This is a genomic window from Oxalobacteraceae bacterium OTU3CINTB1 (assembly GCA_024123955.1).
Classification (GTDB): Bacteria; Pseudomonadota; Gammaproteobacteria; order Burkholderiales; family Burkholderiaceae_D; genus Rugamonas.
Map to the genome: position 1 here is coordinate 2,257,523 of CP099652.1, position 20,554 is coordinate 2,278,076.

Consider the following 20,554-nt stretch of genomic DNA (forward strand, 5'->3'; position numbering starts at 1 on the left):
GTGGGCGTCGAGATCGAGCGCAAGTTCCTGGTGCGCGGCGACGCGTGGAAGAGCCTTGGCGAGCCGGTGTTTTTCCGCCAGGGCTATCTGTCGTCGCACAAGGATCGGGTGGTGCGGGTGCGCATCGAGGGCGAGCGGGCGGTGATGACGATCAAGGGCCGCAACGTCGGCGCCACGCGCGGCGAGTGGGAGTACGAGATCCCGATGGCCGACGCGGTCGAGCTGCTCGACGGTTTGTGCGAGCAGCCGCTGATCGAAAAATACCGCCGCCGCATCGACTTCGCCGGCAATGTGTGGGAGGTCGATGAGTTCCTCGGCGCCAATGCGGGGCTGGTGGTGGCGGAGATCGAATTGGGCTCGGAGGATCAAGTCTTCGACAAGCCGGAATGGGTGATGGAAGAGGTCACGGCCGACTTGCGCTACCTCAATTCAAGCCTGATTAGCCATCCGTTTTCGGCTTGGTAGCCGGCGGATTTTGGTCTAAGCTGGTGGGATGGACAGCGAAGTTTCAGCGCTGAAGGCGCATATCGATGCAATCGTGCCGACGTTAGCGACGAAGGCCGATATCGAGGTGTTGCGCGATGAAATGCACAAGATGTCCGCCGAAGGTTACCGCTGGATGGTGGCGTCGATGATCGGCATGTTCATCGGTTTCGGCGGTTTGTATTTTGCCGCCAACAGGTCGTTCGATGCGAGGCCGGCGGCGCAAGCGGCTACCCCAACAGTGCTGCAAGCGCCGCCCCAGCCGCCGGTTGTCATTTATCTCCCGCAGCCCCAAACTCAGCCGCAGTCTACAAAATAAAAAAGCCCCGAAGGGCTTTTTTTAATGGAAATGCTCGGTGCCGCTGGGCGCGTCTTCCGGCATTTCGGCATGCGCCAATTCCCCGACCGGGTCGGCGAACAGCGGCGCGCCGCAATCGTCGCAGAACTCGGCCACATAACGCTCGGCGTGCTTCTTGATCTGCGTGATGCCGGCCGCGTTCAGGTGCGCGACGATCTCTTCCACCGGCGTGACCGGCTTCTGCACTACACCGCCCGGACCGCCTTGCAGCGGACCTTCCGGCGGCGTGCCTTCCTCGTCTTCCTGTCCGTACAGCGGCCACACCACGCCGTAGATCACGTCCGGCGTCGAGCGCTGCGTGAAGGCCACGCGGTACTCGTCGATCTGGCCGTCGGCGTTTTCCTCGCCGAAGCCGGCGATCACCGCGCGCAGCTCCGACGGTTCGACCGCCAGGGTATGCGTCAGGTAGTGCACGGCGGCGCGGATCGACACCGGACGGATCAGCTTGTCCGCCTCGCGGCAGGCCATGTAGTAGGCTTCCGGCAGCAGCAGCTCGATGCCGCAGCCGGGCAGCAGACGGGTGACCGTCGGCGTGACCTGCTCGCGCCATTGCTCCAGCGCCGTGGCGCGCTCGTTGGCGAAGTTGCTTTGATTCGACGGCATCTGCCAGCGGAACAGCGGGGCGCCGGCCGGGGCCACGACCGCCACCAGCAGGTAGCGCGTGTCGGCCAGGAACGGCGCCGTCTCCGGCACCTTGGTGTCGGCCTTGAGCACCGTGCCCTTGATGGCGGCTTGCGCCAGCTTGTGCACCTTGCCGTAGGTTTCGACGTGGCTGCGCGGCAGCTGGTCGATCGAGAACAGGGTCGGCGACATCGCCATGCGGGTGCCGTCGGCCAGCAGGTGGGCGCTGAAATGCGCCGACAAGGTTTGCAGGATGTCGGCCGGAATCGCACCCGAGGCGATCGAGAAGCGGGTCCACGCCAGGATCGGCGCGGCCACCAGCAGCACGTCGTATTGCTTGGCCACGCCGTCGGCGGTGTCGATGGTGATGCTGCTCGATTCGCTGACCGCTTCGACGCCATCCATGAGCACGTCGTAGGCGTTCAAGTCTTCCTTGAACAGCGCGTTGAGCGTGGCGTCGATGGTGTCCTGGTGACCGGTCTTGAGGAGTTTCTGGAGCTGTGCATCGAGGTTGTGTTCCCACGACCGCTCTTCAAGCCGGCTGGCCGCCTGACCGACCGCCTGGGCGTAGGTGACAAGACGCTGGCTTTCGACAGACAATTTATGGGATGAATCTTTAGATGGACGACGCATAGCGCAATAAGAGTCTTATAAAATTAGTCAAAAAAATGGATCAGTCATGCAGATGATAACCCTTATGACACGTATTGTAGTTGATTCGCTCGGCTAACCCTTATTAGTTCGGGACAGGGCAGGGGAAATCAAGTGCGGGTCCGGTCGCCGGCGACGCGGATGGCAACGGTTGCTGCGGTTCTGATAACATGGGTACGGCCCTGTCCGGGGTCGATTCGTGGAGAATGCATGTTTAAGCGTACCGTACCGATCATCTGCGTGCTCGTCGCGGCAACAGCAAGCGCCGCGCCCCAGTATGTTAAATCCGATGATGACGCGACCGCGCGGATTCGCAGTTTGATCGTCGCCGGACGCTGCCAGGAAGCCGTCGACGCGCTCAAGGTTGGGGTGAAAGCGAAGCAGCGGGACGTGCTCCTGTTGGCCGGCACCATGTACGACGAGGGTGTGTGCTTGGCGTCCAACTGGGACAAGGCCGCGCGGCTGTACGTGCTTGCAGACGAGGCCGGCAACGGCTCGGGTATCCCGCGTCTGATCACCGGCTACGCCAAGGCCGGGCGCGACAACGGAATGGCGCTGTGGTGGCTCGCCAAGAGCAACGCCAGGACTTACTTTCCGCAGCAATGCGTCCCGCGCTCCGACCCCGACGCGGATCCGGACGGTTTCAATGGTGAGCTGGAAAGCATGCCGACCAGCCTCTTTCAGGGCTGCGTTTATCTAGCAGGCGTCGGCACCGAAGTGTTCACACAGGCGCAATATCCACCGGCGGCTTTGCGTCACGGATTGTGGGGGACGTACGTGATGAAGTTCAGCGCGAACGACGCGACGATCGCGTGGCGGCAGGATGGGGTGACGCAGGATACAACTCAGCGACGCGGCGGGCCGGACCTGGAAGACAAGGATTACCTGCTTACCTATCTAAAAGCAAAGGGGGCGTTCGCGCTTTCGCAATACAAGCGCCCCGATGGCCCCCTCGATCCCCGCTTGTTGGTCGAGAGAAGCTTCGTGTTCGATCTCAGATGAGGACCGCGAGCGACCACATGGCAGCTTGGGGCGGCTACGGCATGCCGGAAAATCCGCCCCTTGGGAAAGTTACGCAATCGCCAGGGCTGCGACCTGCCCGGCCGTCATGGCGCCGTTGTAGATACGAAAGTCGTCCACCTTGCCGGTGAAGTAGGGATCGGCCGGATACTGCAAGCGGGCGAGCCAGTTGCTCTCGGTGCTATCGAGGCGGGACGGCGCGCGCGTCATCGCCGTGTTGGTGCCGACCGAGCTGCCGTTCACGTACAAGGTCGCGGTCGAGCCCGACAAGGCAATCGCCACGTGTACACCCATCGTCCGCTCGCCAGCGGCGTCGGCGTCGATACCGTCTGGCTGCCGTAGCCGCCGTTGTTGGAGATGGTGAACGATAGGTCGCCACGGAAGGCGCGCGGTGTCAGGAACAGGTACTGCCGCATGGCGTTGCCGAAGTCGAACACGCGCTCCCAGTCGCGCGCAGCGTTCCAGTACACCTTGACGGCGATGGTTAGGCCACGATCAACGGGCGGCGAATGCTAGGCTTCTTGGTTCCGCCAAGCCCTTAGTACAGCTGAAAAGTCAATGTCAGCAGGATCAGTGGTCCAGTGCTTATAGAACGAAGCATCGTCACTAGCCGGTTTCGGATTCGGTACGTCTATTCGAATCCGAGTTGGCATGAGGACCGAGTCTCCAAGTAGTACGCATTCGCCTCGTCGAAGCGTCGAAAAGAGGCTTGCGACTCCTCTCACCGAGTCGGGCAATAGGCTCTTCACGTAAGACTGGTCCTCTGGATTTGAAATTCGAAGGCATAGGAAGCTATTGCACTGGGACAGTATGGTAGACGAAACCTCTCGAGGCCTTTGGCTGATGACGGTCAGGCTCACACCGTACTTACGCCCCTCTTTTGCAATTCTTTCGGCAGAGTGGCGGGCCGCTTCTGAAGCACTGTCGCGTTCGTTTAGATAAATATGGGCTTCGTCGGCAAAGACGGCAATTGGATGCCGAGTCTTGTTTACCCTCGTGTACCAGTAAGCGAAGTCAAATATGCAGCGGAGAATGAGAGAAATTACGGATCCGCGTACGTCAAAGGGCACAGGACTCAGATCAATGACGACTATCTTTTTCCGATCACCTTTCCGTTCACCGAGTAGACGACGGAAGAGATCCTCCATCGAGGCACTGGTCAGATACGTTTGTGGCTTGAAGATCAAGTCATACCGCCGGTCGTTAAGGCGCGAGTCAATTCGCATAAGCAACCGCGTAAACTGACCGAACAGTGGGCCCTGCTTGTCCTTTCCATTCGCACCGGGAACCATTTGCGTATCCAATTCCCGGAATTCTTTCAGTATTGAGTTGAAGTCGAAGAAGACGGGTGTGTCGATGGTTATCTTTGATATTCCAAGGTTCTTGTTCTCGTCGGGTATTTCCTTGGCTGATTGAAGCACTTCCTTGAACTTCGCTATCTGATTGGGAGCAGCTGACTCACTGCGATCCACCATTAGGCCAAGAAGTTCTTCCGAGTTCATCAGCCAGTATGGAAGTTCAAGTTTGGAGGCGGAAATGACGTCTACATCCTTCGAGAAGGCATCCGAATACTCGCCGTGGAGATCAAATAGCACAACGGTTGCTTGCTTAAAGTTGGAGACTTTTTGAAGCAGTGAGGCCACGGTCCACGACTTTCCTCCTCCGGTCTGCCCAAGTATGGCTGCATGCCTAGACAGAAAGGAATCAAGGTTGATTTTTGCCGGCTGATCGGGTTGCAGTGATAGTGCTCCAAGCGCAAAGTCGCCCTCGGCGTAGCTGGAGAACACAGAACTAACCAGTTGGGGTGACGCTGCAAACACTGGAGCGTTCACTGTCGGCAGCACATCAGTTCCACGCTCAAATTTGCCTGTGCTTTCGATGGTACCAACCGGAACAGTCACCAAGGCGCGAGAAGTCGGATCGAGAAGCAGGCCACCCGTAAGCGACGCTTCCTTTGATTCGCTCGCAGAGTACTTGCCCTCTTTCATGGTGATGCCAACCACCATGCAGAGCAGACTGGCCGCAGGAAGCGCCACAACTACGAAGGTTCCTGGTTGTCCGATCACCACCGGTACAGGCCCAGCTTCACTTTGCAGGTGTACCGTCATGTTATCAGGGACGCCAGCTTCACCGCTCTCGTCCGCCTTGTGATCTATCACGTTAACAAGAATCTCATCGCCAGATACGCCACAGACTTTGCCAATTTTGTATGTCATTTGTCTCTTCCTTGTTTAAAACGCTCGGGCAAAATGATCGAATTTCCACAGTGCCGTGGTGTCAGTCGTTTGTGTGGTTCTCGACCATGCGTGAGTTGGGAACGCGGCTGTGAAGGTCGGTAACGTCTTGAAATCATTAAGTCCTAGCGGATCAAAACCGCAGAGTGCGCTCAGTCGACACCTTCCGGCACGAAGCGCTGGCAACAAGATGTTTTGGTTTATGTGCTCGTCACCAAAACTAAAGCCGCAGCTGATGAGATATTTGCATTCAGTACCTATGGTGCGACTTGCGAGAGCGAAGAGTTGGTCATACGGAGGGCTGAGGGTGTCCATGACTTTTCGTCGCCGTGGCAGCACCATCGTACGCGCCAACGCAGGTGAAAGTGATGTGGGGTGCTGCTCCAGCACTTGCCCTCCCTCCGCGTACCAAGATAGCGAGCCATGCAATTTGATGAGTTTTACAATTAGGCCTGTGTGGGGTACGAATCGCTGTCCGTCACTATTTCCATGAACCTGTGCCAAGCGACCAATATCTAGGAAACTCGTTGTAGCGCCGGAGAAGCCATTCTCCAAGCGAACGCCAGCCAATGCTGCGGCAGTCTCCAACAGTACGTCATAATTTGTCGTGAATATCCAGACGGTGCTTGGCAACCCAAATGTCCTGCGCTTTAGACCTTTGAAGAATCTTATGTGATGCTGAAAGTCCGGAGACGCCACTGAGAGAAGCGACTGAACAATTAGCTGTCGTATTCGCACTTCCAGGTTGGTATATCTCGCGTCTCCGGAGTTGAGTGAATGAGCGATTGTCAAATCAGCGATTTCTTCGATATTAGGCGTTGCTTTTGCACTGTCATATGTTAGACCTGCAGCTGCCATTACAGCGGCGAAATCGGCTGCTTCACTAGGAGTAAGGCCGTCTACCACTTGGCGCGTCAACGTGGTCATTAACGGATACCCTGCCTGAAACGACGCCCCTGCTCCAAACAAGAAGCCAACTCCGTCTATGGACTGGTTCAGATTGGGTAGCAGCTGATCAAGGGTTAAGATCAAGAACGCCTCCAGTTATAAGATCAAGTAGCTCCAGTATGAATTCCGGCAATAGCACTGGAGATTGAGGCAAGTTACATTGCAAGGAATGCAGGGCAGCAATCCTGTCACGTAAAGTAGTGTCTAACTTGTAATCTTCTCACGTTTCGATCTCCGAGATAGATGGTGCAATAAGTAAGTCTAGCTATCTCTGGACCGGTCAGTCGATTTTATATCCTTTTCGTACTTCCATAGTCAGTGGGTCAAATGCCCAATGATGTTCCAATTCAAAGGCTAAGGATCTAGCCAGACCATCTAGCCCAGGAAATAACGTTGCGTTACTTATGTTCATCCGGTATAGATCGAGCATAGCTTCCCGTCTCATTTTTTTGGTATCTAGTACAAATTTTACGATACTGTCTGGCGGCACTATTGCTTCTACCGGTTCATTCAAAAGGCCGGGCATAATGAACGTTCCGCCTTGCGCAAGCAGTCGCTGGTTCATGTTGTGAGGTTCGCCGATTACGGCAATTCGAACCTGATTGGGGACGAAGTGCTCTTCGTATGCCCCTTCAACCCAGGGCCCAATGTCGTCACCGGTTATTGCCTGACTCGGCCTAAGTGTTCGATTTGGTCTGGAGTTGAGACCAGGTGGAAACGTAGCCCAGACTGCGGCATTGTCTGATGCATTCTCGAGAGCAAAAAATGCCGCGACAAATGGCGACCAAGAAAAGTCTAGCAGCCGGGTTGGTGCCCCATGATGTTGCATTAGCGCGAGCCACTCAAATGAGTCATTTGCTTTTGGGAGACTCGGTAAGAGGAGATGTGCCTTCCGCTTAAAAATTCGAAGTATGCGCAGTTCCTGCTTTGGCCAAGCATCTGCATGAACGCTGTGCAGCATTAAGTACCGGGATAATGAGCTGTAGAGAGGCCAGTTGGCGTTCGCCTGTCCACGGAATGCCCAGCTTTGAAAACGCTCTCCGGTAACAGCTACGCGGAACTCGTCCCAAGAAGAGATGTGCTCCACTACATACGCTGGATTTGTCATCGAATTTTCCTTTGCTCAGTTGAAGTGTGATTCAAGCTGCCGACGTGCGCCTCATAGCTGTACGTTTCGGCTAGTTGCCGCCGATGCGAGGCACCGTCTGAAATTGGCCGAATGCAGCTGTCAGTATCTGAAATGGCGGTTTGTTCATCTGAAAAATGCACTAATCTTTATTGTGGGCCGAAGACGCCCTTAGCATTTATCGGGAATCCAACCCGATATATTTCAAGAGTAGGCGCCCAAGCAATGTGGTTTGGGTCGGCTCTGTTTTCCAACTTTTTATGATTCTGTCGAATTCAGGGCCGCCCGTCTTGGAATCAATTCTCAACGGGCGAGTCAGAAGGCCAAGTGAGACGAGATGCTCAGTATAGTTGTCTTGCAACGCCTTGCGGTCTATCGTCTCCTGATCGCTCCCCAAGGTTGTTCGGATCGGAGCCAATATCGCAGCATGTTTGTTACGAAATTCATTATCGCCGTTTAGGGTACGATGGCTATAAAAACGTAGCCAAATGACCTCGATGTCGTTGATCTGGCTAAGAAGACGAAGCAGGTGTCTTGACTCTACGAATGAGACGCGATCCTCAGAAACACCGCTTGCCAATAGTGCGGCTAAGTATTCACGTCTTTCGTCTGTAATTGCCTGAGCTGCCTGACGGGCCGACTCTTCTAGCAAATCCGTAAAATTCTCGTCAGATAATTTGATCCGAATCGCGTCTTGATCGAGAGCGCTCAATCTATGTTCGAGCTTGCGGGCATAGTCGATCAAACGGTCCATGCGCTGCTTGGGGATGATAGACCCGGCTAATTCTGCAAGCAGCGAACCAGCAAATGGAACCATACCCAATGCAGACTTAGTTGCACTAACAACGTAGTCAGTGGCGTTTTCGTCTAACTTATCAGTCATCGTTTTCCTAGTTGGTGTATTAAGGTGATGCGGCCACTGATGCGCCTCACACGCAGTCGTTTTTGTGAAATTGCCCGCGTCTGCTTGTGCCCGAAAGTTGAGATTCGACCAGTGTACGACCGTTGTTGCTTTTCTCCTAATAAAAGGCGCTATCTAAACAAAATTTTTAATAAGCACGACACAGGTTTTCATTGAATTTACGTACTTCGAGATTCCACTCAAGATGACATGCCGGACGAAAAAAAACACCCTGCCGCCGAAGCGGACAGGGTGTTTTTTCGTGTGAAACTAGTTTCAGTCCTTGATTAAGCGGCCAGCAGCTGACGCAGCACGAATGGCAGAATACCGCCGTGCTTGTAGTAGTCGACTTCGATCGGGGTGTCGATACGCAGCAACACTTTGACTTCCTGGCTCGAACCGTCTGCACGGTGGATCACCAGGGTCGCCAGCTGTTGCGGCTTGATCTCGCCTTCCAGGCCCTTCAGGTCGTAGGTTTCATTGCCGGTGATGCCCAGCGATTCGACGCTGTCGGTGCCGATGAATTGCAGCGGCAGCACGCCCATGCCGACCAGGTTGGAGCGGTGGATACGTTCGAACGAACGCACGATCACGGCTTTCACGCCCAGCAGCTGGGTACCCTTGGCGGCCCAGTCGCGCGACGAGCCGGTGCCGTACTCTTCACCGCCGAACACCATGGTCGGGGTGCCTTCGGCAACGTACTTCATCGCCGCGTCGTAGATCGACAGCTGTTCGCCCGATGGCTGGTGGATCGTGATGCCGCCTTCGACCGCCGAACCGTCCGCTTTTGGCGGGATCATCTTGTTCTTGATACGCACGTTGGCGAAGGTGCCGCGCATCATGATCTCGTGGTTGCCGCGACGCGAGCCGTAGGAGTTGAAGTCCGCCTTCAGCACGCCGTTGGCCAGCAGCCATTTGCCCGCTGGACCGTCTTCCTTGATGGAGCCGGCAGGGGAGATGTGGTCGGTGGTGATCGAGTCGCCGAACACGCCCAGTGCGCGCGCGCCTTCGATGCCGGTGGCGACCGCTTTCGGGGTCATCTCGAAGCCGTCGAAGAACGGTGGCTCGGCGATGTAGGTCGACGCCGGCCAGTTGTACACTTGGCCTTCGGTGGTCGACACATGTTCCCACAGCTTGCCAGGGTTGCCCTTGACGTCGGCGTAGTTGGTCTTGAACACTTTCGAGTTCATCGCGAACTTCATCAGCTTGGCGATCTCTTTCGAGGTCGGCCAGATGTCGCCCAGGTACACGTCCTTGCCGTTGGTGCCCTTGCCGACCGGCTGGGTCATCAGGTCGACGGTCATGTTGCCGGCGATGGCGTAGGCCACGACCAGCGGTGGCGAGGCCAGGAAGTTCGAACGGATGTTCGGGTGGATCCGCGCTTCGAAGTTACGGTTACCGGACAGCACGGCCGACGCGACGATGTCGTTCGAGGTGATGGCGGCGTTCAGTTCCGGGGTCAGGTCGCCGGCGTTACCGATGCAGGTGGTGCAGCCGTAGGCGGTCACGCCGAAGCCCAGTTGCTCCAGGTATGGCAGCAGGCCGGCGGCGGTCAGGTACTCGGTGACCACGCGGGAGCCGGGCGCCAGCGACGACTTGATGTGCGGCGCGACGGTCAGGCCGGCTTCGACGGCCTTCTTGGCCAGCAGGCCCGCGGCCAGCAGCACGCTTGGGTTCGAGGTGTTGGTGCACGAGGTGATCGCGGCGATCAGCACGTCGCCGTTCTTTACGTCCACGCCGTTGGTGGTGGTGTAGGTCCTGGTCAGGTCTTCCGGCTTTTTGTTGAAGCCGTTTTCGGTGGTCGGTTTCGAGAACAGTTCGGTGAAGTTGTTTTTCACGTTGCCGATTTCGATACGGTCCTGTGGACGCTTGGGGCCGGCCAAGGATGGAGTAACACTCGTGAGGTTCAGTTCCACCACGCGGGTGTAATCGATGTCGCCGGCTTTCGATACGCCGTACATGCCCTGCGCCTTGAAGTAGGCGGCGAAGGCGTCGATTTCTGCCTTGGTGCGGCCGGTGCCTTCGAAGTATTCGATGGTGGCGTCGTCGACCGGGAAGAAGCCCATCGTCGCGCCGTATTCAGGCGCCATGTTGGCGATGGTGGCGCGGTCGGTGACCGACAAGGTCTCGGTGCCTTCGCCGAAGAACTCGACGAACTTGCCGACGACTTTTTCCTTGCGCAGCAGTTCGGTGATGGTCAGCACCAGGTCGGTCGCGGTGCAGCCTTCGCGCAGCACGCCGGTCAGGTTGACGCCGATGACGTCCGGGGTCAGGAAGTAGACCGGCTGGCCCAGCATGCCGGCTTCCGCCTCGATGCCGCCCACGCCCCAGCCGACCACGCCGATCCCGTTGATCATGGTGGTGTGCGAGTCGGTGCCGACCAGCGAATCAGGGTAGTACACGCCGGCCGCGTCTTTGTGCACGCCGCGCGCCAGGTATTCCAGGTTGACCTGGTGGACGATGCCGAAGCCCGGAGGCACCACGCCGAAGGTGTCGAACGCTTGCATGCCCCATTTCATGAACTGGTAGCGCTCGTTGTTGCGCGAGAATTCCAGCTTCATGTTCAGGTCCAGCGCGCCAGGCTCGCGGAAGTGGTCGATGGTGACCGAGTGGTCGACCACCAGGTCGACAGGGACCAGCGGTTCGATCTTCTTGGCGTTGATACCCATCTTGTAGGCGACGTTGCGCATCGCGGCCAGGTCGGCCAGCAGCGGCACGCCGGTGAAGTCCTGCAGCACCACGCGGGCGACGACGAACGGGATCTCGTCGGTGCGCTCGCCGGTCGGGCTCCAGTTGGCCAGCTGCTTGATGTGCTCTTCGGTGACTTTCTTACCGTCGCAGTTGCGCAGCACGGATTCCAGCACAACACGGATCGATACCGGCAGGCGGGAGATTTTGGCGCCCAGGCTCTTCTCCAGTGCAGGCAGCGAATAGAACTTCGCCTTCTTGCCCGAAATGTTGAAATCCTTAAGCGTGTTCAGAGTGTTGCGGGACATGACCTCTCCTTCAGTGGGTATCGTCTATTTGTTGAAGTGCTACGTTGTGCAAGCGCCCGTGCCGGCGCGCCCGTTTTGGAACCGGTGTTACTGGATAACGGTCTTGACGCTGGTCGGTTCCGCGTCGGAGGTGACGACCGGCTTCAATTGTTCGGCGTTGCGGCATTCGTTGGCCAGCTGGCGGTTCAGTTTTGAATCGAGCAGCATGCCCTTGGCTGGAATGCCGATCCAGATCAGGCCGTACAATTTGTTTTCGAAGCGGTTGGCGCCGGTGGTCGTACCCACGCGCGTCAGGCGGTGCAAGCGCTTCTTCCAGCGCAGCGCGATGTGCGCCTCGTCGGTGGTGTTGGCGTAGATCGTGACTTTGTTGCCAAGTTCGCAATCGAACTCGGTGACGGCCGAATCGGTGATGGCCGGTTCGTCGGCTTCCTCGTCGGGCGCCTTTGGCACGGCTTCTTCCACCGGCTTGGCGGCCTTCTTGGTGGATTTTTTCACGGCCTTTTTGACCGGGGTTTTGGTGGTTTCCGCTGCGGCGTGGGCGCCGGCGGCGAGGGACAGCGAGGCCAGCGCGAGGCTGCAGGCCATGAATAGTTTGGAGATCGACATCAGTTTGTTTCCAGTGGGTGGTCGGCGGGGTTCATCAGCGCGGCCACCGACTCGGGCAAGCTCAGCCCGGCCAGTTTGGCGCGCTGTAAAACGGTCCAATAATATCGGTAGCTGGCGCGGTCGTGCAAGCGCCCGTTCTGGGCGATCGGACCCCATTGCACGGCCGCCGCCTCCAGCAGGATGGCGGCCGCCTCGTTGACTTCGGAGAGGCGCGGCGTGAAGGTCTTGATGATCGGCTTGATCTGGTTCGGGTGGATGCTCCACATGCGCGTGTAGCCGAATTCGGCGGCGGCGCGCTGGGCGTCGTTGGCGGCGACGGCGGTGTCCTTGATCTCGGTGGTGACGTTATGCGAGGGCACCTTGCCGTGCGCGTGGCAGGCGGCCGAGATTTCCAGCTTGGCGCGCACCACCAGCGGGTGCGTGAACTGGCCCGGCGTGCGCATGGCCGCGCCGGGAATGGCGCCGTAGTGCGACGAGATGAAGTCCATGATGCCGAACGACAGGCACTGCACTTGCGGAATGGCGGCGATGTCGTAGGCCTGGCGCAGCGCGCCGTGGGTTTCGATCAGCACGTGGATCGGCAAATCCCGGCGGCCGGCCTTGGCGGCGTGCTGGTTGATCAGCGCGATGGCGTCGCTCACTTCCTGCGCGCCGTTCACTTTCGGCAGCACCAGGTAGGCCAGGCGCTGGGCGGCGGCGCAGATGATCTCGACGTCCTGGGCAAAGAACGGGCTGCCGACATCGTGCACGCGGGCGCCGATGCGGTTGAATTTGTTGTCGTCGGAGTTCAGCAGCTCGGCCACCAGGCGCGCGTGGGCGGCCTCGTTGCCGGCGCTGGCGCCGTCCTCGCAGTCGAGCGTGATGTCGAACAGCGGGCCAAGTTCTTGTTGCAGAGCGATCGATTTACGCATCAGCTTTTCGGCGCCGGCGTAGTGGTCGCAGGCCGGCAGCAGCAGCGGCTGGCGATTGCCCTGGAATAAAACCTCGGATGGGTGCATGCGGGTGTGGTCTGGAATGGCGGTTGGCTGAATGGCTGGTGCCTCGGGTAGGGCGGGTACGTCTGACAAGGGCGGAACAGACGCCGCGCTGCTCTCGGCAGCGCGGCGGGTGCGGCGGATCGGTGGTTTAACCGGTTCCACTTAGTGCACGAAGAGGATTACGGCAGCAGGTGCTTGACGCCTTCGCGCTCTTCGGTCAGTTCCTTCAGGGTCAGGTTGATGCGCTCTTGCGAGAAGGCGTCGATTTCCAGGCCCTGGACGATTTTGTATTCGCCGTTTTCGGTGGTGACAGGGAAGCCGAACATGGTGCCTTCAGGGATGCCGTACGAACCATCCGAAGGAACGCCCATGGTGGTCCACTTGCCGTTGGTGCCCAGCATCCAGTCGTGGACGTGGTCGATGGCGGCGTTGGCGGCCGACGCGGCCGACGACAGGCCGCGCGCTTCGATGATGGCGGCGCCGCGCTTTCCGACGGTCGGCAGGAACACGTTGGCGTTCCATTCCTGGTCGTTGATCAGGTCCTTGACGGCCTTGCCGCCGACGGTGGCGAAACGGTAGTCGGCGTACATGGTTGGCGAGTGGTTGCCCCACACGGTCAGCTTCTCGATGTCTTTCACGGCGGTGCCGGTCTTGGCGGCCACTTGCGACAGCGCGCGGTTGTGGTCCAGGCGCAGCATGGCGGTGAAGTTCTTGGCCGGCAGCGACGGTGCCGATTTCATGGCGATGTAGGCGTTGGTGTTGGCAGGGTTGCCGACCACCAGGACTTTAACGTTGCGCGAAGCGACGGCGTCCAGCGCCTTGCCTTGCACGGTGAAGATCTGGGCGTTCGCTTCCAGCAGGTCCTTGCGCTCCATGCCCGGGCCACGCGGACGGGCGCCGACCAGCACGGCGACGTCGACATCCTTGAAGGCGGTCATCGGGTCGGAGTGGGCGGTCATCTCGGTCAGCAGCGGGAACGCGCAGTCGTCGATTTCCATCATGACGCCCTTGAGCGCTTTTTGTGCCTTTTCGTCGGCGATTTCCAGCAGTTGCAGGATGACCGGCTGGTCTTTGCCGAGCATGTCGCCGTTGGCGATGCGGAACAGCAGAGCGTAACCGATTTGACCGGCGGCGCCGGTGACAGCAACACGCATTGGGGTTTTAGCCATGATGAATCTCCAAAGTGGGAATGAAAGTGTTCAAGTGTTCTTGATCGCGTTCTTAAATCCGGCCCGTTTCGGCCCGGGAAAACCTAATCCATAATGATACTGCAAATCCACAGCTTATAAACGCATGGCTGCGGAGTGTAGGCGCGTAACCAGCTTCTGTCAATCCTATCTTATGTCTTATATAAGACAGATAAGTTGTTGCCGGTTTTGCTGGACGGAAGTGGTCATTTGTGGTGAAATCTCGGTCTATGAATCCCGTCCCGCCCAATCCGAACAGCAGCAGCCCAGCCTCAAGTGCCGGTGGCGCAGCAGGATCGTCGGCGGGTTCGGCGGCATCGTCGCCGGCCGCTTCGACGACAGGCGCTTCGGGCGCGCCAGGCCTGCCGTCCGGCAGTTCGCCGACATTCTCCCCACTTTACCAGCAAATCAAGGCGCTGATAACTCAAAGCCTGCAATCGGGGGAGTGGAAACCGGGCGAATTGATTCCCAGCGAGGTCGAACTGGCCAACCGCTTCAAGGTCAGCCAGGGCACCGTGCGCAAGGCCATCGACGAGCTGGCCGCCGAGAACCTGGTCATGCGCAAGCAGGGCAAGGGCACTTTTGTTGCCACGCACCATGAGGCGCGCGCCCATTTCCGCTTCCTCAAGCTGCTGCCCGACGAGGGCGTGCCACACTATCCTGAAAGTAAGTTCATTGAAGTCAAGCGCATGCGCGCGCCCGCCGATGTGGCGCGCCTGCTCGACCTGAAGTCCGGCGACGCCGTCATTTTCATCAAACGCGTACAATCGTTCGACAGCGTGCCGACCATCGTCGAAGAGATGTGGCTGCCCGGCGTCACGTTCAAGGGATTGACCGCCGAGCGGCTGGTCGAATACAAGGGGCCGATGTACGGGCTGTTCGAGTCGGAGTTTGGCACTCGCATGATACGGGCGACCGAGAAGATCCGCGCCGTGTGCGCCGACGCCGGCGTGGCCGCGCTGCTGCACATCGCCCTCGACACGCCGCTGCTGGCGTCGGAGCGGGTGTCGTTCACGTACGGCGACAAGCCGGTGGAGCTGCGCCGGGGTCAGTATCTGACTGAACGTCACCATTACCACAATGAATTGAATTGAACTGAATCGAACCCAACGGGTGGAGCAGGAGACCCTGGGGCGCGAAAAGCGCGTCAGGTAGCGTACAACCAACCGTGCGTCACACCACGGTAGCATTGTTGCGCTGATAATACGTTGAGCTGCGGAAAGCGGCCGCCGGACTGTGTTGCAAAACACTATTTTAGTTATATGTAACAATAGATATTGGTTATCGGCGCGGAAATCGGCGAAAATCGCGGTCTAACCAATTTTTGTTTAAGCCTGAGGAGGTCTTGTTATGTCAGAAGCCGTAAGGGAAGTCCCTAAAAAAGAACGGCGGGAATTCCGTAATATCCATGTTACAGAATTGCTCAACTATCGCCAGCCCCTGGCCGCCATCGTCTCCATCCTGCACCGCATCAGCGGCGCGTTGATGTGCTTGCTGCTGCCATTCACGCTGTATTTGTTGCAAGAAAGCCTGCGTTCCGAGATTTCCTTCGCACACTATCAAGGCTTCATCACCTACCCGCTGGTCAAGTTGATCATCCTGGCGCTGTGCTGGGGCTACTTCCACCACTTCTGCGCTGGCGTACGCCACCTGGTGATGGACACCCACATCGGCCTGGACAAGGATTCGGCGCGCAATTCGTCGGCCGCCGTGCTGGTCATCAGCCTGGTCCTGACCGCGCTGGTCGCCCTGAAACTGTTTGGAGTGTTCTGAAATGGCTAACAATAACATCGGACCGAAGCGCATGGTCGTCGGCGCGCACTACGGCATGAAAGACTGGCTGGCGCAGCGCGTGACCGCCGTCGTCATGGTGCTCTACACCGCCATCCTGCTGATCGCCTTCCTGACCGGCCAGAACTTCACCTATGAAGGCTGGGCCGCGCTGTTCGCTCAGCAATGGTTCAAATTGATTTCCGCCGTGACCCTGCTCGGCCTGTTCTATCACGCCTGGGTCGGCATGCGCGACATCTGGATGGACTACGTTAAACACGTCGGCATCCGCCTGACCCTGCAAATGGCCACCGTACTGTGGTTGATCGCATGTGCCGTTTGGTCGGTACAGATACTCTGGAGTGTGTAATCGTGGCAGCTATTAAAACTGGAATTCCAACCCGCCGCTTTGACGCGGTAATCGTCGGCGCCGGCGGCTCCGGCATGCGCGCATCGCTGCAACTGGCCGAAGCCGGCCTGAACGTCGCGGTGCTGTCCAAAGTCTTCCCGACCCGCTCGCACACCGTGGCGGCGCAGGGCGGCATCGGCGCCTCGCTGGGCAACATGGCCGAGGACAACTGGTTCTGGCACATGTTCGACACCGTCAAGGGCGGCGACTACCTGGGCGACCAGGACGCGATCGAATTCATGTGCCGCGAAGCACCGAAGGTCGTCTACGAGCTGGAACACTTCGGCATGCCGTTCGACCGCAATCCCGACGGCACCATCTACCAGCGTCCGTTCGGCGGCCACACCGCCAACTTCGGTGAAAAAGCCGTGCAGCGCGCCTGCGCCGCGGCCGACCGCACCGGCCACGCGCTGCTGCACACCCTGTACCAGCGCAATGTCCGCGCCCGCACCCACTTCTTCGTCGAATGGATGGCGCTCGACATCATCCGTGACGCCGAAGGCGATGTCGTCGGCGTGGTGGCACTGGAAATGGAAACCGGCGAAACGATGATCCTGGAAGCGAAGACCACCATCTTCGCCACCGGCGGCGCAGGCCGCATCTTCGCCGCGTCGACCAACGCCTTCATCAACACCGGCGACGGCATGGGCATGGCGGCACGCGCCGGCCTGCCGCTGCAGGACATGGAGTTCTGGCAGTTCCACCCGACCGGCGTGGCCGGCGCGGGTGTCCTCATCACCGAGGGTGTGCGCGGCGAGGGCGGTATCCTGATCAACTCCGAAGGCGAGCGTTTCATGGAGCGTTACGCGCCTACGCTGAAGGATCTGGCGCCGCGCGACTTCGTCTCGCGTTCGATGGACCAGGAGATCAAGGAAGGCCGCGGCTGCGGTCCGAACAAGGACCACGTCATGCTGGACCTGCGCCACATCGGCGCCGAGACCATCGCCAAGCGCCTGCCGTCGATCCTGGAAATCGGCCACAAGTTCGCCAACGTCGACGCCACCAAGGAACCGATTCCTGTCGTGCCGACCATCCACTACCAGATGGGCGGTATTCCAACCAACATCCACGGCCAGGTCGTCACCCCTAACGGCGACGGCACGCAAAAGATCGTCAACGGCCTGTATGCGATCGGCGAATGCGCCTGCGTCTCGGTGCACGGCGCCAACCGCCTGGGCACCAACTCGCTGCTCGATTTGGTGGTGTTCGGCCGCGCGGCCGGCAACCACGTGGTCGCGTCGAACCTGAAGCAGAAGGAAAACAAGCCGCTGCCGAAGGATGCGTCGGACTTCGCGATGGACCGCCTGAACAAGCTGGAAACGTCGACCGGCGCGGAAAAAGTGCAGAACGTCGCCAACGACATCCGCGCCACGATGCAGAAGTACTGCGGCGTGTTCCGCACCGAAGCGACCATGCAGCAGGGCGCCAAGGAAATCATGGTGCTCGACGAGCGCCGCAAGCACGTCTCGTTCAAGGACAAGTCCAAGGTGTTCAACACCGCGCGCGTCGAAGCGCTGGAACTGGACAACCTGATCGAAACGGCGAAGGCGACGATGTTGTCGGCCGTGGCCCGCAAGGAATCGCGCGGCGCCCACGCCCACGACGACTTCCCGCACCGCGACGACGACAACTGGATGAAGCACACCCTGTGGTACTCGGCAGACAACCGCCTGGAATACAAAGCGGTCGTGACCAAGCCATTGACGGTTGATACCTTCAAACCGAAACCACGTACTTTCTAAGGCAAGACCATGGCACGCACAATCAAACTGAAAATTTACCGTTACGATCCGGACCAGGACGCCAAACCGTACATGCAGGACGTGACGGTCGAGCTGAAGGACACCGACAAGATGCTGCTTGACGCCTTGCAGCGCATCAAGTCCGACGTCGACGATTCGCTGGCCCTGCGCCGCTCGTGCCGCGAAGGCGTGTGCGGTTCGGACGCGATGAACATCAACGGCAAGAACGGCCTGGCCTGCACCACCAATTTGAACGAGCTGACCGAGCCTATCGTGCTGCGTCCGCTGCCAGGTTTGCCGGTGATCCGCGACCTGATCGTCGACATGACCCAGTTCTTCAAGCAGTACGATTCGATCAAGCCATACCTGATCAACGACTCGATCCGTCCTGAAAAGGAACGCCTGCAGTCGCCGACCGAACGCGAAGAACTCGACGGCCTGTACGAGTGCATCCTGTGCGCGTGCTGCTCGACGTCGTGCCCGTCGTTCTGGTGGAATCCGGACAAGTTCGTCGGCCCGGCCGGCCTGCTGCAAGCCTACCGCTTCATCGCCGACTCGCGCGACGAGGCGACCGGCCAGCGTCTGGACAACCTGGAAGACCCGTACCGCCTGTTCCGCTGCCACTCGATCATGAACTGCGTCGACGTCTGCCCTAAGGGTTTGAACCCGAACAAGGCGATCGGCAAGATCAAAGAGCTGATGGTACGCCGGGCGATCTAAAACGCTATCGCGGGCGGCCTTAGCGCCGCCCGTTTTACGTGTCCGTTCCTGTTTAGTAGTGGCGCTCCAGCACGATTGGCGCGCGCAGTGTAAAGTAGTGACCCATGACTGAACCGAACCAATCTGCGCACCAGTCCGACCCAGCCAACCGAGCGCGCCTGCGCTGGCGCTCACGCCGGGGTCTGCTGGAAAACGACATCATCCTCACCCGTTTTCTCGATGCGCATGAAACCGAATTGACCGACGAAGAAGTGGACGCGCTCACGCGGCTCCTCGATTTGTCGGACAATGCCCTGATGGATCTGGTACTGGCCCGTAAAGAGCCGGAAGGCGAAGTCGACCTGCCGCACGTGCATGCATTGCTGCAACGACTAAGACTGGCCTGAGACTACGAAGGCAACCAGAATTTTCGCGTTTTATTTACCTTCATCTCCCTAAAAAAGGAAGAGTCCATGAATATTTCTGACAACAAAGCCACCCTGTCGTTCTCCGACGGCAGCCCTTCGGTGGAATTCCCGATCTACAAGGGCACCGTGGGTCCCGACGTGATCGACATCCGCAAGCTGTACGCCGGCACCGGCAAGTTCACCTACGATCCAGGCTTCATGTCGACCGCCGCGTGCAACTCGACGATCACCTACATCGACGGCGACAAGGGCGAGCTGCTGTACCGCGGCTACCCGATCGAACAGCTGGCCGTGAACGCCGACTTCATGGAATCTTGCTACCTGCTGCTGAACGGCGAACTGCCGAACAGCGTGCAAAAGGACGAGTTCGTCGAGACGGTCACCAAGCACACCATGGTGCACGAGCAGATGCAATTCTTCTTCCGCGGCTTCCGCCGCGACGCGCACCCGATGTCGGTGCTGGTCGGCACCGTCGGCGCGCTGGCGTCGTTCTACCACGACTCGCTCGACATCAACGACGCCAAGCAGCGTGAAATTTCGGCCATCCGCCTGATCGCCAAAATGCCGACCCTGGTCGCCATGGCGTACAAGTACTCGATGGGCCAGCCGTTCATGTATCCGCGCAACGACCTGTCGTACAGCGCCAACTTCATGCGCATGATGTTCGGCAATCCGTGCGAAGAATACAAAGTCAACGACGTGCTGGTGCGCGCCCTCGACCGTATCCTGATCCTGCACGCGGACCACGAGCAGAACGCATCGACCTCGACCGTCCGTCTGGCCGGTTCGTCGGGCGCCAACCCGTTCGCCTGTATCGCCGCCGGTATCGCCTGCCTGTGGGGCCCTGCCCACGGCGGCGCCAACGAAGCCGCGCTGACCATGCTGAAGGAAATCGGCTCGGTCGAGAACATTCCTGCGTTCATCGAGCAGGTCAAGGACAAGAACTCCGGCGTCAAGCTGATGGGCTTCGGTCACCGCGTGTACAAGAACTTCGACCCGCGTGCCAAGCTGATGCGCGAGACCTGCTACGAAGTGCTGGAAGAGCTGGGCCTGCAGGACGACCCGCTGTTCAAGCTGGCGATGGAATTGGAAAAGATTGCGCTGAACGACGAATACTTCGTCTCGCGCAAGCTGTACCCGAACGTCGACTTCTACTCGGGCATCGTGCAATCGGCGCTGGGCATCCCTGTGTCGCTGTTCACCGGTATCTTCGCCATGGCCCGCACCATCGGCTGGATCGCCCAGTGGAACGAAATGATCGCCGATCCGGAACAGAAAATCGGCCGTCCACGCCAGCTGTTCGTCGGTTCGACCACCCGCGACGTCAAGCCGCTGGACCAGCGTTAATTTTCGCGTTTCGCAGCGAACAAAAAAACGGGCTTCGGCCCGTTTTTTTTC

At 58.9% G+C, this 20,554-nt stretch carries 20 protein-coding genes; 10 read left to right on the plus strand and 10 right to left on the minus strand.

Annotated elements, in window-relative coordinates:
* Entirely contained in the window at positions 1-465 is a 465-nt protein-coding gene (locus tag NHH73_09835) for a CYTH domain-containing protein (GenBank protein USX28554.1), read from the plus strand.
* 28 nt (positions 466-493) lie between these two features.
* A complete protein-coding gene (locus tag NHH73_09840; GenBank protein USX28555.1) occupies positions 494-802 on the plus strand; it encodes a hypothetical protein in 309 nt (102 codons plus the stop codon).
* A gap of 21 nt (positions 803-823) precedes the next feature.
* Here the strand turns inward: NHH73_09840 and NHH73_09845 are convergent, their stop codons facing one another.
* On the minus strand, positions 824-2,095 hold the full coding sequence (locus tag NHH73_09845) for a DUF2863 family protein (protein USX28556.1): 1,272 nt from the start codon (positions 2,093-2,095) through the stop codon (positions 824-826).
* A 228-nt stretch (positions 2,096-2,323) separates the two neighbouring features.
* Between NHH73_09845 and NHH73_09850 the strand changes: the two genes are divergently transcribed.
* On the plus strand, positions 2,324-3,115 hold the full coding sequence (locus NHH73_09850) for a hypothetical protein (GenBank protein ID USX28557.1): 792 nt from the start codon (positions 2,324-2,326) through the stop codon (positions 3,113-3,115).
* A gap of 69 nt (positions 3,116-3,184) precedes the next feature.
* On the opposite strand, the gene NHH73_09855 is transcribed toward NHH73_09850, so the two are convergent.
* The 9 genes from NHH73_09855 to NHH73_09895 form a co-directional block, all read right to left on the minus strand.
* Positions 3,185-3,427 (minus strand): LamG domain-containing protein, encoded by a 243-nt coding sequence (locus NHH73_09855; GenBank protein USX28558.1) that lies wholly within the window; start codon positions 3,425-3,427, stop codon positions 3,185-3,187.
* A gap of 218 nt (positions 3,428-3,645) precedes the next feature.
* The gene (locus NHH73_09860) at positions 3,646-5,349 is read right to left on the minus strand and encodes a DUF87 domain-containing protein (GenBank protein USX28559.1); all 1,704 of its coding nucleotides are present in this window, start codon (positions 5,347-5,349) and stop codon (positions 3,646-3,648) included.
* A gap of 15 nt (positions 5,350-5,364) precedes the next feature.
* Positions 5,365-6,399 carry an SIR2 family protein gene (locus NHH73_09865; protein ID USX28560.1) on the minus strand — a complete coding sequence of 345 codons (1,035 nt, stop codon included), beginning with the start codon at positions 6,397-6,399 and terminating at the stop codon, positions 5,365-5,367.
* A 196-nt stretch (positions 6,400-6,595) separates the two neighbouring features.
* Positions 6,596-7,423 carry an FRG domain-containing protein gene (locus NHH73_09870; GenBank protein USX28561.1) on the minus strand — a complete coding sequence of 276 codons (828 nt, stop codon included), beginning with the start codon at positions 7,421-7,423 and terminating at the stop codon, positions 6,596-6,598.
* Between the two features lie 196 nt (positions 7,424-7,619).
* Positions 7,620-8,324: a hypothetical protein gene (locus NHH73_09875; protein ID USX28562.1), complete on the minus strand. Its 705-nt coding sequence runs from the start codon at positions 8,322-8,324 to the stop codon at positions 7,620-7,622.
* A gap of 305 nt (positions 8,325-8,629) precedes the next feature.
* Complete coding sequence (gene acnA, locus NHH73_09880) at positions 8,630-11,338, minus strand: aconitate hydratase AcnA (protein ID USX28563.1); 2,709 nt, start codon at positions 11,336-11,338, stop codon at positions 8,630-8,632.
* Between the two features lie 87 nt (positions 11,339-11,425).
* Positions 11,426-11,944, minus strand: a complete 519-nt coding sequence (locus tag NHH73_09885; GenBank protein ID USX28564.1) for a hypothetical protein — start codon at positions 11,942-11,944, stop codon at positions 11,426-11,428.
* Positions 11,944-12,942 carry an aldolase/citrate lyase family protein gene (locus NHH73_09890; protein USX28565.1) on the minus strand — a complete coding sequence of 333 codons (999 nt, stop codon included), beginning with the start codon at positions 12,940-12,942 and terminating at the stop codon, positions 11,944-11,946. Before NHH73_09890 ends, NHH73_09885 begins: the two co-directional genes overlap by 1 nt.
* A gap of 158 nt (positions 12,943-13,100) precedes the next feature.
* Entirely contained in the window at positions 13,101-14,090 is a 990-nt protein-coding gene (locus NHH73_09895; protein USX28566.1) for a malate dehydrogenase, read from the minus strand.
* A gap of 248 nt (positions 14,091-14,338) precedes the next feature.
* On the opposite strand from NHH73_09895, the gene NHH73_09900 reads away from it, so the two are divergent.
* The 7 genes from NHH73_09900 (at position 14,339) to gltA (ending at position 20,503) form a co-directional block, all read left to right on the plus strand.
* Positions 14,339-15,202 (plus strand): GntR family transcriptional regulator, encoded by an 864-nt coding sequence (locus NHH73_09900; protein ID USX28567.1) that lies wholly within the window; start codon positions 14,339-14,341, stop codon positions 15,200-15,202.
* 256 nt (positions 15,203-15,458) lie between these two features.
* The gene (sdhC, locus tag NHH73_09905; GenBank protein ID USX28568.1) at positions 15,459-15,881 is read left to right on the plus strand and encodes a succinate dehydrogenase, cytochrome b556 subunit; all 423 of its coding nucleotides are present in this window, start codon (positions 15,459-15,461) and stop codon (positions 15,879-15,881) included.
* Between the two features lies 1 nt (position 15,882).
* Positions 15,883-16,248, plus strand: coding sequence for a succinate dehydrogenase, hydrophobic membrane anchor protein (gene sdhD / locus NHH73_09910; GenBank protein USX28569.1), 366 nt, complete (start codon positions 15,883-15,885; stop codon positions 16,246-16,248).
* A gap of 2 nt (positions 16,249-16,250) precedes the next feature.
* Positions 16,251-18,029, plus strand: coding sequence for a succinate dehydrogenase flavoprotein subunit (gene sdhA / locus NHH73_09915; GenBank protein USX28570.1), 1,779 nt, complete (start codon positions 16,251-16,253; stop codon positions 18,027-18,029).
* 9 nt (positions 18,030-18,038) lie between these two features.
* A complete protein-coding gene (locus NHH73_09920; protein ID USX28571.1) occupies positions 18,039-18,749 on the plus strand; it encodes a succinate dehydrogenase iron-sulfur subunit in 711 nt (236 codons plus the stop codon).
* Between the two features lie 104 nt (positions 18,750-18,853).
* Positions 18,854-19,135, plus strand: a complete 282-nt coding sequence (locus NHH73_09925; GenBank protein ID USX28572.1) for a succinate dehydrogenase assembly factor 2 — start codon at positions 18,854-18,856, stop codon at positions 19,133-19,135.
* 66 nt (positions 19,136-19,201) lie between these two features.
* Positions 19,202-20,503, plus strand: a complete 1,302-nt coding sequence (gltA, locus tag NHH73_09930) for a citrate synthase (protein USX28573.1) — start codon at positions 19,202-19,204, stop codon at positions 20,501-20,503.
* Positions 20,504-20,554 lie beyond the last annotated feature (51 nt).

What these genes read in the sequence shown, in the direction of transcription:
- NHH73_09845 (USX28556.1), bottom strand. Translation starts at nt 2,095, where the DNA reads ATGCGTCGTCCATCTAAAGATTCATCCCATAAATTGTCTGTCGAAAGC.
- NHH73_09895 (USX28566.1), bottom strand. Translation starts at nt 14,090, where the DNA reads ATGGCTAAAACCCCAATGCGTGTTGCTGTCACCGGCGCCGCCGGTCAA.
- acnA (USX28563.1), bottom strand. Translation starts at nt 11,338, where the DNA reads ATGTCCCGCAACACTCTGAACACGCTTAAGGATTTCAACATTTCGGGC.
- NHH73_09840 (USX28555.1), top strand. Translation starts at nt 494, where the DNA reads ATGGACAGCGAAGTTTCAGCGCTGAAGGCGCATATCGATGCAATCGTG.
- gltA (USX28573.1), top strand. Translation starts at nt 19,202, where the DNA reads ATGAATATTTCTGACAACAAAGCCACCCTGTCGTTCTCCGACGGCAGC.
- NHH73_09875 (USX28562.1), bottom strand. Translation starts at nt 8,324, where the DNA reads ATGACTGATAAGTTAGACGAAAACGCCACTGACTACGTTGTTAGTGCA.
- NHH73_09920 (USX28571.1), top strand. Translation starts at nt 18,039, where the DNA reads ATGGCACGCACAATCAAACTGAAAATTTACCGTTACGATCCGGACCAG.
- NHH73_09890 (USX28565.1), bottom strand. Translation starts at nt 12,942, where the DNA reads ATGCACCCATCCGAGGTTTTATTCCAGGGCAATCGCCAGCCGCTGCTG.
- NHH73_09925 (USX28572.1), top strand. Translation starts at nt 18,854, where the DNA reads ATGACTGAACCGAACCAATCTGCGCACCAGTCCGACCCAGCCAACCGA.
- NHH73_09855 (USX28558.1), bottom strand. Translation starts at nt 3,427, where the DNA reads ATGGGTGTACACGTGGCGATTGCCTTGTCGGGCTCGACCGCGACCTTG.
- sdhD (USX28569.1), top strand. Translation starts at nt 15,883, where the DNA reads ATGGCTAACAATAACATCGGACCGAAGCGCATGGTCGTCGGCGCGCAC.
- NHH73_09900 (USX28567.1), top strand. Translation starts at nt 14,339, where the DNA reads ATGAATCCCGTCCCGCCCAATCCGAACAGCAGCAGCCCAGCCTCAAGT.
- NHH73_09850 (USX28557.1), top strand. Translation starts at nt 2,324, where the DNA reads ATGTTTAAGCGTACCGTACCGATCATCTGCGTGCTCGTCGCGGCAACA.
- sdhC (USX28568.1), top strand. Translation starts at nt 15,459, where the DNA reads ATGTCAGAAGCCGTAAGGGAAGTCCCTAAAAAAGAACGGCGGGAATTC.
- NHH73_09885 (USX28564.1), bottom strand. Translation starts at nt 11,944, where the DNA reads ATGTCGATCTCCAAACTATTCATGGCCTGCAGCCTCGCGCTGGCCTCG.
- NHH73_09870 (USX28561.1), bottom strand. Translation starts at nt 7,423, where the DNA reads ATGACAAATCCAGCGTATGTAGTGGAGCACATCTCTTCTTGGGACGAG.
- NHH73_09860 (USX28559.1), bottom strand. Translation starts at nt 5,349, where the DNA reads ATGACATACAAAATTGGCAAAGTCTGTGGCGTATCTGGCGATGAGATT.